Source organism: Psychrobacillus sp. Z3-81, assembly GCF_056620325.1.
In genome coordinates this window covers 35,902-51,006 of record NZ_JBWQPU010000015.1, presented here as the reverse complement: position 1 = coordinate 51,006, position 15,105 = coordinate 35,902, and the positions used below count along the sequence as shown (strand labels likewise).

General features: G+C 38.4%; 13 protein-coding genes. 7 read left to right on the top strand and 6 right to left on the bottom strand.

All coding sequences use genetic code 11. From position 1 onward, the window contains the following. Nucleotides 1–59 precede the first annotated feature (59 nt). On the top strand, nt 60–2,042 hold the full coding sequence (locus tag AC1ECF_RS14800) for a thioredoxin domain-containing protein (protein WP_480390198.1): 1,983 nt from the start codon (nt 60–62) through the stop codon (nt 2,040–2,042). Between the two features lie 12 nt (nt 2,043–2,054). Here the strand turns inward: AC1ECF_RS14800 and AC1ECF_RS14795 are convergent, their stop codons facing one another. Continuing rightward, nucleotides 2,055–2,252, bottom strand: a complete 198-nt coding sequence (locus AC1ECF_RS14795) for a hypothetical protein (protein ID WP_480390197.1) — start codon at nt 2,250–2,252, stop codon at nt 2,055–2,057. Between the two features lie 520 nt (nt 2,253–2,772). Here AC1ECF_RS14795 and AC1ECF_RS14790 point away from each other — a divergent pair. From AC1ECF_RS14790 to menC, 3 genes are read left to right on the top strand one after another with little or no spacing between them, the layout of a single operon-like run. After that, nucleotides 2,773–3,630, top strand: a complete 858-nt coding sequence (locus tag AC1ECF_RS14790) for a MurR/RpiR family transcriptional regulator (protein WP_480390196.1) — start codon at nt 2,773–2,775, stop codon at nt 3,628–3,630. A gap of 49 nt (nt 3,631–3,679) precedes the next feature. Continuing rightward, a complete protein-coding gene (locus tag AC1ECF_RS14785; RefSeq protein ID WP_480390195.1) occupies nt 3,680–3,979 on the top strand; it encodes a hypothetical protein in 300 nt (99 codons plus the stop codon). A gap of 15 nt (nt 3,980–3,994) precedes the next feature. Next, the gene (menC, locus tag AC1ECF_RS14780) at nt 3,995–5,098 is read left to right on the top strand and encodes an o-succinylbenzoate synthase (RefSeq protein WP_480390194.1); all 1,104 of its coding nucleotides are present in this window, start codon (nt 3,995–3,997) and stop codon (nt 5,096–5,098) included. Nucleotides 5,099–5,213: 115 nt separating this feature from the next. Here menC and AC1ECF_RS14775 read toward each other — a convergent pair whose 3' ends face one another. Beyond that, nucleotides 5,214–6,083 carry a hypothetical protein gene (locus AC1ECF_RS14775; protein ID WP_480390193.1) on the bottom strand — a complete coding sequence of 290 codons (870 nt, stop codon included), beginning with the start codon at nt 6,081–6,083 and terminating at the stop codon, nt 5,214–5,216. A 271-nt stretch (nt 6,084–6,354) separates the two neighbouring features. Here AC1ECF_RS14775 and AC1ECF_RS14770 point away from each other — a divergent pair, with 271 nt between their 5' ends. Then, nucleotides 6,355–7,329: a proline dehydrogenase family protein gene (locus AC1ECF_RS14770; protein ID WP_480390192.1), complete on the top strand. Its 975-nt coding sequence runs from the start codon at nt 6,355–6,357 to the stop codon at nt 7,327–7,329. Between the two features lie 451 nt (nt 7,330–7,780). Here AC1ECF_RS14770 and AC1ECF_RS14765 read toward each other — a convergent pair whose 3' ends face one another. From AC1ECF_RS14765 to AC1ECF_RS14755, 3 genes are all read right to left on the bottom strand, one after another. Then, nucleotides 7,781–8,785: a PepSY domain-containing protein gene (locus AC1ECF_RS14765; RefSeq protein WP_480390191.1), complete on the bottom strand. Its 1,005-nt coding sequence runs from the start codon at nt 8,783–8,785 to the stop codon at nt 7,781–7,783. A gap of 61 nt (nt 8,786–8,846) precedes the next feature. After that, nucleotides 8,847–10,184, bottom strand: coding sequence for a sensor histidine kinase (locus tag AC1ECF_RS14760; RefSeq protein WP_480390190.1), 1,338 nt, complete (start codon nt 10,182–10,184; stop codon nt 8,847–8,849). Continuing rightward, on the bottom strand, nt 10,174–10,881 hold the full coding sequence (locus tag AC1ECF_RS14755) for a response regulator transcription factor (protein WP_480390189.1): 708 nt from the start codon (nt 10,879–10,881) through the stop codon (nt 10,174–10,176). The genes AC1ECF_RS14760 and AC1ECF_RS14755 overlap by 11 nt, the downstream gene beginning before the upstream one ends. A 383-nt stretch (nt 10,882–11,264) precedes the next feature. On the opposite strand from AC1ECF_RS14755, the gene AC1ECF_RS14750 reads away from it, so the two are divergent. Next, nucleotides 11,265–11,810, top strand: a complete 546-nt coding sequence (locus tag AC1ECF_RS14750; protein WP_480390188.1) for a transposase — start codon at nt 11,265–11,267, stop codon at nt 11,808–11,810. A gap of 257 nt (nt 11,811–12,067) precedes the next feature. Here AC1ECF_RS14750 and AC1ECF_RS14745 read toward each other — a convergent pair whose 3' ends face one another. Then, the gene (locus tag AC1ECF_RS14745) at nt 12,068–13,141 is read right to left on the bottom strand and encodes a branched-chain amino acid aminotransferase (protein ID WP_480390187.1); all 1,074 of its coding nucleotides are present in this window, start codon (nt 13,139–13,141) and stop codon (nt 12,068–12,070) included. Nucleotides 13,142–13,391: 250 nt separating this feature from the next. On the opposite strand from AC1ECF_RS14745, the gene AC1ECF_RS14740 reads away from it, so the two are divergent. Further along, nucleotides 13,392–15,029, top strand: a complete 1,638-nt coding sequence (locus AC1ECF_RS14740) for a hypothetical protein (protein ID WP_480390186.1) — start codon at nt 13,392–13,394, stop codon at nt 15,027–15,029. The last annotated feature ends 76 nt before the right edge of the window (nt 15,030–15,105 follow it).

The window sequence follows — 15,105 nt, the reverse complement described above, 5'->3', positions numbered from 1 at the left end:
GTGAGTTGATGTGTAATAGGGTAATGGTTTAAATAGAATCTAAAAAAGCAGGTGAACAGATGGCAAACAGATTATTACATGAAAAGTCTCCCTATCTCATACAGCATGCGCATAACCCGGTCGATTGGTTCCCTTGGGGAGAAGAAGCCTTTGAAATAGCAAAAAAAGAAAATAAACCGGTATTTGTCAGCATAGGCTATAGCACTTGTCATTGGTGTCATGTGATGGAAAGAGAATCATTTGCAGACAAAGAAGTTGCCGAACTACTGAATAAGCACTTTATTTCCATAAAAGTAGACAGAGAAGAACGTCCAGATATAGACTCGCTTTACATGAATGTATGTGAAATGCTGACTGGTCAAGGCGGCTGGCCTTTACATGTTTTTTTGACTCCTGAGCAAGAGCCCTTTTTTGCAGGAACATATTATCCCAAGGAAGATAAACACGGTCGTCCCGGCTTACTAGAGCTCATCCCGCAACTTTCCAATGCTTTTAATAAAAATCATAAAAAGATTGGAGACATCACAAAAAGATTAATGACTGCATTACATAACAGCTCATCAAAAGACCCTGGAACCCTTCCTCCGACTATAACAGAGGAGGCATTTCAACAGCTTAGAAGTATGTATGACGAAAAGTACGGTGGATTTGGTGGTGCACCTAAATTTCCTACCCCTGGTCAGCTTCTCTTTCTCATGCGTTATTATGAGGTGAAGAAGGACCCCGTGGCATTAAATATGGTGGAAACTACCTTAAACAGCATTGCACGAGGTGGCATATATGATCATATAGGATACGGATTTTCCAGATATTCAACCGACCCAATGTGGCTAGTCCCTCACTTTGAAAAGATGCTATATGATCAAGCCCTCCTCATCCTTGCATATACGGAGGCTTATCAAATTTTAAAGATTCCTCAATATAAGGAAATCGTTTTAAATACTGTGGAATTTATAGATAGAGAGCTTACTTCACCAGAAGGGGGCTTCTATTCAGCAATTGATGCGGATAGTGATGGAAAAGAAGGCGCCTATTATATTTGGTCCTACAATGAAATAATAGAGTTGCTTGGAAAAGAAGAGGGTTCGTTATTTGCCAATGCTTATGATATTACCGAAGAAGGAAACTTTGATGGTAACAATATACCTAACCTTATTTTTACGGATGTCGATGCTCTACTAGAAGAATTCCAACTCTCTCTGGATGAATTAGAGGAACGTTTAGAGGCGTCACGAAAGATTTTATTAGAAAGAAGAGCAGCCAAAAGTTACCCGCACCTGGATGACAAAATACTGACTTCTTGGAATGCCTTAATGATTGTAGCTCTGACCAAGGCTGCTGGTACATTTAATGAGAGCAGCTTGTTAGAAAAGGCAAAAAGAGCCATCTCCTTCCTTGAGAAATATTTAATGGATCATGATCAACTATATGCCAGATATAGAGACGGAGAGAAGAAATATCTTGCCTACTTGGATGACTATTCTTTCCTATTATGGAGCTACGTAGAATTGTATGAGGCAACGGGCAAAGTCCACTATCTAGAGAAAGCAAAGGACATCGCTGACAAAATAGAGAAGAAATTTGCAGATCCCATCAATGGTGGTTTCTTTTTTACAGATATCGAGGCTGAAAAACTACTTGTTCGCCAAAAAATAGCGTTTGACAATGCATTACCATCAGGAAACGGGGTTGCGTCGCTTCAACTTTGGAGATTAGCCAAACTAACAAACGATATAGATTTAATGAATAAAGTGGAGAAAACACTCCTTACATTTGCCGACGAAATAACTAACTATCCTTCCTCCACATTAACCTTGCTATGCACACAGCTAGCACTTTATTCAGAGAATAGGGAAATTAAAATTACTGGGTCCAATATAGAGAAGGTTCTAATGCTTTTAAATACAACATTCAGGCCTTATGACGTTTGGTTTATTCGTCATGATGCTACTAAGCAAGTGGAAATAGAAATATGTGAACAGCATGCTTGCCACGCAAAGATAACAGAGCTCCCTGACATATTTGCAGAGCTCTCTAAATAAAACTTGAGGGGGCTAATGGTCTCCCTCGTTTTTTTGTATTTCGATATGCATCTCAAGAAGCTTGATACGTTGGCTAAGCTCTAAAAGCGCCTGCATCATTTGAAGCTGCTCTGTCTTCGTTAGTGCTGAGCCTTTCTTCAGTTGTTGAAAACTCTCTTCCACACTATGAATACTACTATTCATCCCTTTTACAAAATCCGTCGCATTCATTCCATAACCTCCTCCCACCTCCATTTTAACAATTTTCTGTATACTTTCAACCAAGCAAAATTGTGTAAAGTAAGCATCTTCTTTATTTCTATAGAGAGTTAGACACCAAAATGGGTTTTTAATCAAAATTTTCGCTGTTTAAAATATTTTCGGACTTTAATGACCCTTTTTCGAATATATTAGTAAAAAAGCTAGGAGGTCATTTTCAATTAAGCGAAATCCTGTCGATTCAGAAGAAATGAACAGACGTATGGATTTGGATGAGATAGCAGCTCTTAATATGATTGGAGAAGGAGGACCTGTCTATCCCCTAGAGGAAGATGGACCTGATGAAGAGGATAAATAAATGGTCGAATGTCAGAGAGGCTTCCCCACCCCGGGAGGCTTCTTTCTTTCTATAATATAAAAATAACATTGTTTTTGATGGAATATTATGATAAATTAAGCAATAATAGAAAATGAAGCGCATACTTCAAAAGACAACACAAATAACGAGATAGCTTCAAAAAGGAGAACAACATTGATACTTCATGATCTTATCCGAGATAACTTCGTCTCTATGTCCAAAAGCCAAAAAAAAATAGCTAGTTATGTACTGGATCATCCCAGAGATATTGCTCTTTGCTCAGCTTCGGAATTAGGGGCGAGAATCGGGGTAAGTGAATCAACTATTATCAGATTCTCCTACACACTTGGCTTCTCGGGATATGTAGAGCTACAAAAATTAATGCGCGAGCACTTCTTTATTAACGAGCCCACCTTTACTCCATACCAGCATACGGAAATCAAACTAGAGCAAGAAAGTAGTTTCCACAAGCAGGTGATGGAAAAGGACCGCCAATCTATCCTGACAACGATGAACCAGATAGACGAGGCTTCCTACTACGCTGCTGTACAACGACTTTCAAAAGCAAAAACAGTATACGTACTCGGCCTTCGTACATCGTATTCCGCTGCCAATTGGCTATCCTTCTCTATTGGTCTAGTAAAAGAAAACGTGCATTTCATGCGTCCAGATACAGAAGACATTATTCGAACAATTACCCAAATGAATGCGAATTCAGTGGTAATTATCATTTCCTTCCATCGTTACTTGAAGGAAACACTGCAAATTGCCGAACTTGTTAGAAAGCAAAAGGCTTATATCATAGGAATCAGCGACTCTATGCTCGCTCCGATCCATGTACATAGTGACGTACTTTTCCCTATTTATTCTCAAAACAAATCTACCTTCGATGTAGTATCTCCTTTATTTTCATTTATGAATGCGATTGTTGCAGGATTAATAGTGGAACAAAAGGAAGCATTCAAGCACAGACAGCAAATGTATCAAAATATACCTAGCCACTTTTTGTTTGAAGAAGCAGACGAGTATTAATGGAACTTATGTTGGCAGTTTTAAAGTGAACGAGCGGAGGAACAAACGCATGAAGGACAATAAGACATTTATGCAACCATTTCAAATTACAATTACAGAAAAAAATTATCCTATTTTAGTAGAGCCCCCGACTTTCCAGCCAACCGAGGAGGGTTATGAAGTTCCTATCCCTCAACTAATAGAGGAGATGAAGATTACCGATCCTCCGTTAGCTTTAAAATGGCGATTACAAATTAGAAGGATTATGCAAGTTTTATTCAATGAAGACTATTCAATCATAGCGGTACGTAAAACAGACGAGCCTGTTAACTACTACCAATTTATAAAGAAAGAAAAAATTTCATCCTAGAGGGAGATCAGAGAGATGTATATTCAGGAGATCAGCCTAAGAAAACTCAAGATGCGATTAAAATCCCCATTTCAAACGAGCTTTGGCAGTATCCAGGACAAGCCATTTTATCTAGTCGAGGTGATGGATGAGCTTGGGAACATCGGTTACGGAGAATCTGTTGCCTTCCACGCCCCTTGGTATACCGAAGAAACGGTCGAAACGAATTTTCATATAATGAAGGAATTTTTAATCCCTCTAATACTTCATCAAAATATCGAACATCCAGATGAGATTAGCAAACGCTTTTCTTCTATTCGTAGAAACAATATGGCAAAGGCAGCACTGGAAGGAGCTGTTTGGGACTTATATGCAAAGAGGAATAAGCAAACCCTGTCGCAGGCCTTGGGCGGTACAAGAAAGAAAATCGAGGTTGGTGTCAGCATTGGTCTACAGAATAGCTTCGAAGCATTACAAAGGGTAATCCAAGCCCATTTACAAGACGGCTATAAGCGAATAAAAGTAAAAATTAAACCAGGAGAAGATGTCCAACTGCTCCAGTCTATTAGAGAGGTATTTCCTGATATTCCGTTAATGGCTGATGCTAACTCTGCTTACACTCTGCAAGATATTGAGCTATTACAGAAGCTAGATCCATTTGACCTCCTCATGATTGAGCAGCCTCTTGGCTTTGATGATATTGTGGACCATGCGGCATTACAGAAGAAACTAAAAACACCTATTTGCTTAGACGAAAGCATTCAATCTTTAGAGGATGCAAGAAAGGCTATTGAGCTTGGCAGCGCAAAGGTTATCAATATTAAAATCGGAAGAGTCGGAGGGTTAACAGAGGCTAAAAAGATTCATGACTACTGCTTGCAAGCTGGCGTACCTGTTTGGTGCGGAGGAATGCTAGAGGCAGGAGTTGGAAGAGCCCATAATATTGCTCTTGCTTCCCTACCGAACTTCTCATTTCCTGGAGATATCTCAGGCTCCTCACGATATTGGGAGAGGGATATAATTACCCCAGAGATTGTAGCAGTAGATGGCTGTATCGCTATTCCCTCTGGATACGGCATTGGATATGAGCTTGATTACTCAGCAATAAATCAATTTACAGTCGAGGAACATAGCTGGTGACAGCCTATAACACCTTCAAACCTAACTGGAATCCCCAGTTACAGTAGTAGCTTAAAAGCACTTATGATTCTTGCCAGTACAGAAGAATCATAAGTGCTTTCCGTGTTTTAAGCCCCTAGAGAGAAACCTCATCCACATTCGTATTGTAAGATTCCTTAACCTTCGCTTGTAAACTATTTATTCTAGACTGCAGGTCGGCTTGAAGCGGGTCATCGGCTCCACGATCTAGTCTGTTTGTTAGAACCTTTGCTTTGATTAACTTCCATACCGCTTTATTTGCCTTCCCCTTTGCATATTGATTTTCAGCATTTTGTAGGGTTTTATGTGCTTTAAGCGCAAGCTTTACGTCTGACAATGCCTCTTCTCCAGCAACTACATAGCTGTTGATCAGATTTGCTTTTTCTTCACTGTTTTCTAGCTTGTCGATTAACTTTGCCACTTTCTTGACATTTGCAGAAAGGACTCTAGAATTCTTTTGAATGCCTTCCCAATCTACATTTGCCTCCGCTTTATCCAGCGCATCCACATATGGTAAGACATGTTCGTCTCCAAAGGCATTCACATCAGCGACCGTTACTGCTGGTACTGGTGCAGGAGTAGGAATAATTTTATTCGGCTTGTCTGCTCTTACCTTGTCCACTCTGCTCTTAGCATTCTCTTTTCTTTGGGAATTTGCACTTTCCACTCTCCCGTTGTCTCTATTTTGTACTTGCTCGACATGCTTTGAGTTCTCACCATGTCTATCAAAGTTTGATTGGCGGAAGCCACGATCTCCTCGGTCTCTGTGCCCTTCCCTCTTCCAGTGTTTATCTCGCTTATCCTTTTGCTTGTAGTTTTCCATTGTTTGATAGGATTGTTTGTAATCCTTTGAATGTCCCTTATCGTGACCAGGCCCTCCGTGAGCACTTCCAGCCATAGGTCCTCCTAAGATTGCTGCTGATAGTAACGCAGTGGCTGCCGTTGCTTTCATACCCTTTTGCTTCATACTATTTATGCCTCCTTTTTCAGTGTAAGCATCGACTAATAAGTACACTTTTGTACACACTAAAAAACACGATACTCATCCTTTGAATACCCAGAGTTAAGCTAGGAAAACACAAATATACTATCAGTAATAAAAAAGTAATATACTAGACATGAACTTCATCTTCTTGTTGCATCATGTCATAAATAGAAGGGTTCCCCTTGCATAACGTGCACAAGAATATCATTTATATGATATAATAAGACATCAATATAGAGATAGGAGCATCATTATGTTAAAAGATATCTTTATGGCTTTATCTGAAAATCAGCTGTTAAATGGAGCAGCAAAAAAATATGGTTTAAAAATGGGTGCACAAAGTGTAGTTGCAGGAACTAATATAGAAGAAACAATAGAAAGCATTAAAAAATTGAATGCACTTGGAATCTCTTGTACTGTTGATAATCTAGGAGAATTTGTATTTGAAAAAGAGGAAGCGCTAGAAGCGAAAGAACAAATTTTAAACGTAGTAGAAGCTATTCATACGCATCAAGTAGACGCTCATATTTCCCTAAAGCCTTCTCAGCTAGGCTTAGATATAGATTATGATTTTGCTTTACAAAATCTTCGGGAAATTGTAGAGGCTGCTGCAAAATATAATATGTTTATCAATATCGATATGGAGTCGAACAAGCATCTTCAGCCTTCCTTTGATATATTAGACGAGCTATCAAAGGATTTTGATAATGTTGGTACAGTGATTCAAGCTTATTTCTTCCGTGCAGCAGACGACATCCAAAAATATAAGGACTTCCGTCTTCGTATTGTAAAAGGTGCTTACAAAGAGCCTGCAGATGTAGCTTATCAAACAAAAGAGGAAATCGACAAAAACTATGTTGAATTAATTAAATGGCACTTACTAAACGGGAAATTTACTTCCATCGCTACACATGATCATCATGTGATTAATGAAATAAAGCAATTTATAAAGGAACATAACATTCCTTACGATAAATTTGAATTCCAAATGCTATATGGCTTCCGTACTGATATGCAAGAACTGCTTGCAAAAGAAGGCTATAACTTTACAACCTATGTTCCGTTCGGGAAAGACTGGTACGGATATTTCATGCGTCGCTTAGCAGAGCGTCCTGCCAACTTAAATTTAGTTGCAAAACAAGTATTCAACAAACGCACAAACACAGTCCTTGGTGTTGCAGCAGGCGCATTCCTATTAGGAAGACTAACAAAAGGAAAGAAAAAATAAGTATACGTTTAAAAAACTGTCGTTCATCTGGTGAACGGCAGTTTTCTTTTCTTTCTTCGTTTTAAAAAAGTGCTTAGACTTAGAATACTAAATAGCAAGATATTTAACTGCACGATAGGCTACTTTACTTGCAACGAATTTTAAGAGTCTATCATCCAGCATAATCCCCTTCGTCTCTTTATTTATACCCATTCTTATCTCTTATCAAAAGCAACTACCACATTTGTTGTGCTTTATCCAAAATAAAAAACCATATTCTACGGGGAAAATAGAACATGGTCATATTGGTAGGTCGTTTATAATTTCATAAAAAATGGTTGGTTGCCTTTATGAAATTCCCCTTTTATAATGTGTTGCTTTCGCAACAGAATACTTATTTATTTGTAACTCCATCATAATTCTTCTAGATGAGAGGAACCTTAGAGAAAAATGAGAAATTCATGAGAAATATCTATTCCCATGTGACTGAAAGGATCTTGCCAGAGATAGCATGTATTTGTACGGTAGCCTTTTGTTTTTCCTTGGAGTCTTTTTCGCTTGTGATGTCCTTTAACGTAACTAAATAAAAACCGCCATCCTCTTTCTTTTCAAAACTCAATTTTTCAAAGGAGCCTTTGTACTGTTCAAGCGCAATCCGAATCGCTTCTTTCTTTGAAATATACATGGTAGACGGCTGAGTTTCCTTAGCTGATACGTCGGTTTTTGACTCATCCACTGTTGCTATGGTGATAGCATTTTCCCCTGTGAGTACAGGTGCCCCCTTGCTATCATTCACTGTTTCTTTCGTTGATTCAGCACTTGTCTGCTCATCCTTTTTTTCTTCTGAAGAGGGTTGCTTTGTATCGTTAGGTGCGACAGCCTCGGTATTAGTAGGCTGAGATACTGTTTCTCCAGAAAGTGTAGCAGGCTGAGTTTCATCTATTGGAAGTCCTTCGCTAGAAACCTGCTCTTTCACAGTACCTGTCTCTTGCTTTTGCCTACCAGCATTATTTTTACTTCCCTTCTCATCCTGTGAAACAGATTTGTCCTCTTTTGCCGTTCCTGGTTTTGAAAGGCTTGTACTGGTACGTTGCTTGTTAGTTGAATCCGGCTGTGACTTTGGCTTAGTACTAGACGGAAGCTCCTTCTCCTTGTCGGAAATATTGGAACTTGTTGAATGTACTTGCTTCGAAACTGGTTGCTCCTCTGTAGGCTGTAATGAAAAAATTTCACCATTTTTTGGATTCATTTCAACCAAGTATGCAGACCCACTCTTTGTAATGACTGCTGTATAAACATCCTTCGTTTTTTGAACATCCGCTACTTCCGCGTCATACAGGGAAGAAAGCTGATTTCTCACATCGGTTTCGGTGATGACCTGGCTTTTCGAAGTCATGAATGCATAAGCGACACCTATTCCGATTACTATTACTATAGAAATGAAGGTGAGCCACTGTTTTCTCTGCTTCATTTTCATTCCATTCACCCCTCCACCCTACCATCATAATAAAGAAACATTAAAAATTGATGAGAAATGGTTAATTTGGAATAAAAATATATACAGTGCTCCCTTCCCCAATCTTGCTAGAAATTGTTAAATCGATGGAGAGTGTTTTCGAAATCTCTTTTGCGATAGCCAGGCCCAAACCTGTTCCGCCAGTCTTTCTGTTTCGATCCTGATCGACTCTATAAAAACGATCAAAAATATGATCTAATGCTTCCTCTGGTATACCATTCCCATAATCTTGGACACTGATTAATACACCCTTCTCTTTCTTTTGGACAATAGTATAAATTTCTTTATCGCTGTACTTCCTCGCATTGTCTAAGATAATGAACAGCAACTGTTTTAGCTTCTGCTTGTCCGTATCCACCAAAAGATTAGCTTCCGACTCAAGAATAAATTGTCTTCCATATGCAGTACGTAGCGATTGAAGAGTAGAGGACACAAGTTCTTCTATATTAACTGTTTCTATGTGAGGAGTGGTTTGGCTATTCCCTTTAGCCAACAGGAGCATTTGTGAAACCATCTCCTTCATGCGATCTGTTTCCTTTAAGATAGTTTGGATGGATTCCGTCGCTACTTCTTCGTTTTTCAAACCATGCCTAGCTAACAATCGAGCATAGCTCTCAATAACCGTAATAGGCGTCTTTAATTCATGAGAAGCATCTGATACGAACTGCTCCTGTTTCTTATAATTTTCCTCAAGCTGCTCCATCATTTCGTTAAAAGCAATCCCCATCTGTGCAATTTCATCTTTTCTATTAGGGCTTAGCTTGTATTTTTCATAGTTCCCTGAAATTCTACTCTTAGCCATCGTATTAATCAGGCGATTAATAGGGCTCGTAATAATATTTCCGAGTATAAAGCTAGAGATGGTCATAAGAAACAGACCAATCAACGTAACCCCTATTAGAGTAAAGCGCAAGTAGGTTAAGTTTTTCTCTACTTCTAATAAAACCTTCATCACTTGGATTTCCAGCACTTCCCCATCCGCCCAAATAACAGGCTTAGAGATTGCCATCACGGGGGGCCCTTCAAAATTATCAATCGAATATCTTTCTTCAGACTGGTATTCGGGATAATAATTATTAAGCCCCTCAATAGATTGAACAAACATTTTAGTTACATTTGATTGAACGACCCGGATACCGCCATTCGGAGGAAGATAGGCTCTAAGCAAAGTAGCTGCATCATCTTTTTCCTCTAACTTACTAATGGCAGTAATCAGCTCATCTATCTCCTCATTTAATTGCTTATACTCCGTATCGTAAGCCAAGCGCTCATAGATGAAATAAACGCCAACATTCATTATTCCCAATATAACAAGCGTTAAAAAAGTCGAGAACAGATGAATCTTCGTTTTAAGCTTCATTAGATTGCTCCTTCAACACATAACCAACCCCACGGATAGTTTGGATAAAAGATGCTTTCCCCGTTACTTCCAGTTTTTTTCGTACATACCTTATGTAAACGTCTACCACATTTGTATCTCCATAATAATCATATCCCCACACTGCATCCAGTAGTTGCTCTCTAGATAATACTTGGTTGGGATGCCTCATTAGAAAAAGTAAAAGGTCGTATTCCCTTGGGGTTAAATTTATCATCCTTCCGTTATTTGTAATTTCTCGAGTATGTTCATTTAACACAAGGGTGTGGAACACATGGATCTTCTCGTCCTTCACTTGAGGGGCATCCACTTTTTTAGCAAAGCGGATGGCAGATCGCACTCTAGCCATTAGCTCTTCAATCTCAAACGGTTTTGTTATATAATCGTTTGCCCCCAAATCCAAGCCTGCCACCTTATCTTCTACCTCTCCCTTTGCTGTCAATAAGATGACCGGAGTACTCATTTCTGTTGCCCTAATTCTTCTTAATACATCCAAGCCATGGAGTCCAGGTAACATTAAGTCTAACAACACGAGATTCCAGCTATTTTCTCTATATTTAATTAATCCATCCGGCCCGGTATGGGCAACTTCAACCTCGTATCCTTCAAACTGCAATTCCAATTGAAGAACACGTGCAATATTCTCTTCGTCTTCTATGATTAGCACTTGTTCCTTCATTAGAATCCTCCTTTTGCTCTTATTCTATCATACTATTTTAAAATTTTTCCTTGAGACATTGTCTTATCTCCTAATAGTCAATACCATATTTTAACGTATAAGAGAAGCGTTTGTCTTTTAGTGTCAAAGGCGACAAACTTTCATTTTTAATCTACAAACTATCTCGCTCCAAGGAAATATTTTCATCCACTAAGCTAAATCTGTCTTAATTTTTGTATACCTATAAATTATTTTTATCCTCATTTGCATACGGAAAAACCATTTTCATTCATTTTTTCTTAATAAAATGGAATAGTTTCATAAAACATTTAATTAAGTGATTTGTCATCTTATGTAAATTACTGTATCTTTTAAAAAAATAGTTTAGGGGAGGATTGAAAGGAATGCAAAGCACGAGAAAATTTTGGCTGCCATACACTTGCTATTATGTAACGATGAGAGGTAATAATAGACAACAAATATTCCGCTGTTCCGATGATTATAAAGAATTCATTCGTATCTTGAGAAGAGCTAGCAAGGAGTCTTCTTTCCACTTACTCGCTTACTGTCTACTAGATAACCAGTATCATATACTAATCCGCTCCTCCCAAGAACCTCTCCCTGAGATTATGCTATATATCAATAAAACCTATTCACGTTACTATAAACAAAAATATAAATGGACAGGGCAGCTATATGAATCAAATTTCTTCACTAGCATTATTCAAACAGAAAATGAGCTATTAAAAATAGTAAATTTTATATACGAGCAGCCACTGTTAGCAGGCATTATGACAAAGACAGATGCTTATCCATATAGTTCCTGTTCATTGCAGACCTCCAAAGAACAGTCTCTTCCGGAATTGTCCTTTATACTTCGTCCTAAGTCCAAAGTAAGTAGTGTAGAAGTTGGGAAATCTCGAAGACATATTAAGACATCTCCATTGTAACGAAGTTTTGTGATATTTTAGCGGGGCTAAGCAGAGTGATAGGCAAAATTGTACAACCTCTAACTATTGGGTGCTGGCTTGCCACGTGGAGGGAAAACTAAGAACGTCACGTCGTGTGACAACGTTTTCCTGACCAACATCCTGTTGGCCTCCGGCGCAACAACTGAAAAACCTGAGTCTCCAATATAAAACAGCACTTATGAAAGAATCATAAGTACTGTTTTTGGATTTGTTCTAACCCACTATTCTTCAAGATTCTATAACTCTAATACCCAACCAAATGGGTCTTCTTGTTTTCCTCTTTGGATACCAACTAACGTATCATACAATTTTGTAGACAGCTCGCCAGCCTCGCCGTTGTTAATATAAAACAATTCATTTTTCCAGCAAAGCTCTCCTATAGGGGAAATAACCGCTGCTGTTCCGGTACCAAAAGCCTCTTCAAGCTTCCCATTAACATATGCATTCCGGATGTCCTCCATCGAAACCTTTCTTTCAGATACTGGAACACCCCAGTATTTTAGAAGCTGGATAATCGATTTTCTAGTAATCCCATCCAAAATACTGCCATTTAGCGCTGGTGTGACAACCTCTCCGTCTATTTTAAAGAAGACATTCATGCTACCGACTTCTTCTATATATTTTCTTTCTACTCCATCTAGCCATAGCACCTGTGAGTACCCTTCTCGGTCAGCAACCTCTTGTGCCTTTAAACCAGCTGCATAGTTACCAGCTGTTTTAGCAGCACCAGTCCCCCCTGCCACGGCCCGTACATATTCACTTTCTACGAGAATCTTCACAGGGTGAATTCCTTCTTTATAATAAGAACCAACTGGCGACATGATAATCATAAAGCGATAAGTCTTTGACGGCGAAACCCCTAGATGTGGTTCTGTAGCTATCATGAAAGGTCGGATATAGAGAGCAGTCCCTGGCTCATTTGGTATCCATTCTCTGTCTACCTCTAATAATTGCTTTAATGCCTCTAGTGCCATTTCTTCATTTATTGGCGGCATGCTTAAACGGTCGCAGGATATATTCATCCGTTTCAAGTTCTGTTCCGGACGGAATAAGCGAATCTTCCCTTTTTCAGAAAGGTATGCCTTCATTCCTTCAAACACAGTTTGTCCGTAATGCAGAACTGTAGCGGAGGGATCTAACATAATAGGCTGATATGGAACAATTCGATAATCATGCCAACCTACTCCGGCAGTATAGTCCGCTATAAACATATGGTCCGTGAATTTCCGTCCAAAAACCAATTCACTTGCAGGAATCTTGTCACTTTTAATATCACTTTCGTTCAAAAGAATTTTTAGACTATTAGACATATCATTACCCCATTTAGCTATTAGATTATTAAATTACACTATAGAAATGTGCAATATATTATATGCAATTATACTCCTTTTACTAAATTCGTAAATACCCTTTTATAAAATATTCAAAATATTTTATAAATAAGAACCCGCTTTCGGAATTCTATGGAAAAGATAGAAATATCAATAATTTCATAACATTATTGGAATATTGGCCGATAAAATAACTATACATATAGTCACAAATAAAGGGGGCAATAATTTGTCTAAGAAGATTTTCCTCTATTGTATAGTACTAACGCTTTTCATTAGTAGCCTATTTTTATCATCTGAAGCTACTGCATCCACACTTTACAAGGGAACTTTTGTCGAAGCTACTTACACCGATTTTGAAAAAAACGATGGTTCCATAGGCACAAAACCAGTGAAGGTAACCATTAAAAGCAGCAACGGTCGAGAGGTAACCTTTCATATGGATAGCTCCTCCAAACTTTCCATTAATTCAATACCTACTACTATTACAGCTTTCAAACTAGGCATGAAAATAGAAGCAGAAGTTAACCTTCGAAAGGTGAAAGAATTAAGAGGCAACGTAAATATTGCAAACAGTGATACAGATGCAATTGGAAAAAGCTTCTCTGGCAGCATCAGTCGGATAGATAAGAAGGGTACATACCTTTCAATTAAGCTGACGTCGGGGAAAACAAAAACTTATTATATGAATAACGAGACAGAGTTATTTAAAGATCAGAGTCAAGTTGATTTAAGTGCATTTTTTGAGGGCGATAAAGTAAAAGGAATGTTAGTGGAGCACGACTCAAACATCATTTCCTCCATCGAAGTAAATACCCAGGGCTCCATCATCGAGAATATATATAAAGGAACTATCCAAAAAATAGATCCCATACAAAGTAAACTAGTAGTAAAAAACGAGGAAATATTTAAGGATTGGAAATGGCAACTAAGGGCTTCTAATAATACATCACGAGTATTTGGCTATAATACATCTATTTACGTAGGGAATAAACAGATAAAGCAAAGCCAGCTCCGTTCATATGTGAATGACGAGGTTTACTATGTCACAGTGAGCCAATTTGGCAAGGAAGTCATCCAAAAGATAATTATCCAAAAATCTAGTGAACGAAGCTATTACCAGCCTATGTCCTCTATTAACACGTCTACTAAAAAGATTGGTCTTAGAAACACAGGCATATTTCCTTACCACAGTGGTTCCATTTTAATTAGAAATGGACGATTAGTAGATTCAAACAGTTTACAGGCCAGTGGTACAGCTTTTGTTTTAACAGATGGCACGGCTAAAAATCAATTTGCGAATATTATTCAAATTACAAATGATGGTTTTCAAAGTCCAAACCTAGCTGATTATACATTATATTACGGTAGAATAAGCTCGACAAATAACTATGAGACAACGGTTAATAATGCTAGTAAGCTGTCTGGCAACTACTGGGCGAGTACCCCTAGCACTAAGCTTACATTCCATAATGAGACAACAGCGGTAGAAGATTTTAGAAGAGGAACCCTAACTGTTCTGCCTAAAAATGAACTGGATGACAGAATCGGTCAGTTCGCATATTTCTATGTGAAAGACAATGACATAACTGCAATGCACCTTGTTGGCACAATAACAAAGCCTGCAAATCTAATATCAATTGGTCGATTAGAGACTTCCTACGGTTCAACGATAAGGGTACAAAACGTAAGCAATTGGCAGTCAGGCACTTGGAAGGAAGCAGGAAAAATATACAATATGAATGTTGAACAGGCAACATTTATTAAGGAAGGCAAAGTGATTTCCATTAGCGACCTTGAGCCGAACGACCGTTTATTTATCATCCACGAATCTTTTGTAAAAGGCAGATTTATATTAGTTGACTAACTACTCGGCTCGTAACCTGAAATTCCATAGTGTTTTGTAAAGGGAGTTTAGCTAATTGGAAAACACATGCACGACA